The sequence below is a fragment of the Corynebacterium sp. HS2168-gen11 genome (assembly GCF_024834075.1).
Lineage (GTDB): Bacteria > Actinomycetota > Actinomycetes > Mycobacteriales > Mycobacteriaceae > Corynebacterium.
Genome location: NZ_JANUXR010000019.1, coordinates 1 through 3,015 on the forward strand (window position 1 = coordinate 1; position 3,015 = coordinate 3,015).

The following is a 3,015-nucleotide window of genomic DNA, read 5'->3' on the forward strand; positions in this document are numbered from 1 at the left end:
CATCTGCCACTACATAACCATGGCTTGGGCCAGTTGCCGAACCATTTTTAGTAACGGTCACCTTCCAAGAAATCGTCTCACCCAAACCAGCCACAGCAGGACCAGTCTTTGCAACACCTAAATCAGACGATGGCAACTCAATATCAAAACCGTGCGTCGATGATGGTGGAACTGGATCTTCACCAGGAGTAATATCAGCGCCACCTTGACGAACCTGTGGATCATCATAGATATAGACGGTAGGCAACAGCTCAATCTCCATGGTGCTCACAGCACCAGAAATACTTACACCGCCACCAACAGTACCATTTGATTGTTTCCATTCTGGCGTTTCCATATTACCGTTGACCGAGGTGATACTCTCACGCGTACGACGGATTTCTACACCTTTATCAGTGATATATGCACCCAATCTACCAGCATTAATGGCACTACCGAACCGTCCAAAGGTTCGACCAGAGTCGACTGCTGGAACACCGTCAATTGTCTTCACACGGTATTCAAAATCCGTTGCATACCCAACCTCGCCTGTAACAGCTTGGCTGAGCTTAACCACAGGATTCCAAACCGGCTGAGCACTTTCGCCAGGATTTGCCGGATTCGGATTGAACACTACCTTGACAATGGCACGATTTGCATCAGTGACTTTACAGTGCAAAATTTGGCCTGCGAGTCCTTGAGTTGCATAATCAATGCCCTCATCATTGCCTTCCGCTAGGAAACAATTTTCATGCAGACGTTGGAATGGTCCATCACTTCGGGCTGCAATGGAAATACCCGAACCGTCACCATCTTGAACAGCTGGACTAAAGTATTCAGCATTAGGCTTACCAGGAGGTTGACCAAAAGCATAAATCTTTTCTGGTTGCTGCAATTCCAGCGAAAAGTCCTTACCAGTACCCTTCAGCGAATCGTATCGATCCACTGGATTAGCTCCAGCGGTGTCTGCATTTGGACCTAAAATAAGTGGCCAACCATTTACCTTAGTGTCCGTTCCTGTAGCCGCGAGCTTATAACGGGAATCCGCCCACTCGAAGTTTGCTCCAAATGTTGAAAACCATGGATGCTCTTCAGTAATAAGAGTACCGTCATCACGATTACCGGAACCTTGATGCGGAGCTGTCTGTGCCTGAGCAACTGGCGTCACCACGCCCGATAGCATCGCTGCCGCACTTACTACCGCAATCGATGGGGTGAATACATACCTCACCCATTTATTTGTCTTTTTATATTTCACGTCTACGCGCTCCTTCAAAATACGATATACCCACAAGACGCGTCACCACGCACAACATGGATGTACTCACCACAGCTTACACCAGTAGGTAAGAATTATTAAAAAATATTAACAATTCCCTGCTTATCCCATATGTTTTGTTCAACGATTTACCTACTATTTAATCTGATTTTCACTTCAAGGCGCAACCAATCAAACAGATGAAGTAAATATCCATTTACCTGCATATACGGATTACATCATTTATGTAAATAATAGGAGTTTTGCAGTGAAAGTTTGTATCTCATAGCACAGTCACAAGTTTTTCCAACACTCAACTCACATCAGCGACTTCCCTAACAGAGTTTTTTCGGATCATATTCTTAGAAATTTTCATACTTTAGCATTACTTTCCCTATAAAACCTTATGGAGGTCCTTCATCAATCTCTAAAAACCGGAATCAGCAGGTTTGCAGCACAACCTCAATTAGGCATCGTCGTATGCTTCAGTTTTTAGATATATTGCGACAAAAACTACTCGCATTTCTACACTCACCTACTACGTAATAAAACGAGGTCATGCCAATAATTAGTCTGAAAGAATTGTTTTTGCGTATGCACAAATAGATTGCGGCACAGAAATGGTACGCATAAAAAATGGGCGGTCATGATGACCACCCATTTTTTATTTCGTTCTCAAGGCAAGAACACTAGCAACTACTACTTACGGTTACGACGCAATACCAACACGCCCAAACCAGCAATCATAGACATGATCGCCAATGCAAACGCAGCAGTCACACCAGAAACACCAGTATTTGCAAGACCATGAACCTTTGAAACACCCTTCACAGGTGCAGCCTGAGACTTCGCAATACCCTTCTGAGCAGCGCCATTATCAGCAGGAACTGCAGGCTTTGCAATACCCTTCTGAACAGGACCCTCAGGAGCCTTAGGAGCAACCGGAGCAACCGGCTGACCAGGAGCAGAAGAACCAGGAACAACAGGCGTACCCGACGAACCAGCAATACCACCAAGCAGTGGGATCAGCAGCAACGGAGTAAACGGAATGATCTTCTTCACCCAATCAGGAACCTCAGAAGAACCACCAGGGTTACCATTTTCAATCACCGTGATAGTACCAGGCTTCACAGGATCACCATCCTTGGTCTTACCACCAACATTCACTGGGGTAGGAGTCTTGGTGAAACCTTCATCAGGAGTAAAGGTGATCTTGCCGTCACCATCAATCTTCCAGGTACCCTCACCAGGAACCTTCAGTTCCTTCTTAGGATCAGCAGTTGGATCCTTCGGATCAGCAGTTGGATCCTTCGGATCAACAAAACCAATGCTCTCAGGAACCACGCCAGGGATATCTTTGTAAGGCTTTTCGACGTTCACAGGCTTGCCTGGTTCACCAATCTGTTCCGTCGAAGGAATCTCAGGAACCACAACTGGCGTATACATCGCAGCATACGTACCAGTAACCGCACCCTCAGCATTCTTCACCGACAACGTCACCGTTGCAGGATCAGCAACACCAACAAAACCCTTCTTAGGCGTAAAGGTCACAACACCATCAGCATCAACCTTGTACTCGCCCTGATCAGGATTACCACCAGAAACAGTGAACTCGACAGTCTTGCCAGCACCCTTAATAGCAGCAAGCTTCGGGAACATCTCCTCAGGAGTCTTACCGGCATCAGCAGGAACAAATGCAGTAGCAGCATCCTTATCAGAAGACTTCTGTGGCGTATCAACCAAACCGAAGCTCTTAGAATCCACACCAGCAACAGGCT

At 46.2% G+C, this 3,015-nt stretch carries 2 protein-coding genes; both read right to left on the bottom strand.

Features of this window, described 5'->3' with window-relative positions:
- On the bottom strand, positions 1-1,237 hold a 1,237-nt coding region (locus NXS99_RS09125), incomplete at its 3' end, for a hypothetical protein (RefSeq protein WP_259288362.1).
- 699 nt (positions 1,238-1,936) lie between these two features.
- The coding region (locus NXS99_RS09130; RefSeq protein ID WP_259288363.1) for an LPXTG cell wall anchor domain-containing protein at positions 1,937-3,015 on the bottom strand (1,079 nt) is incomplete at its 5' end.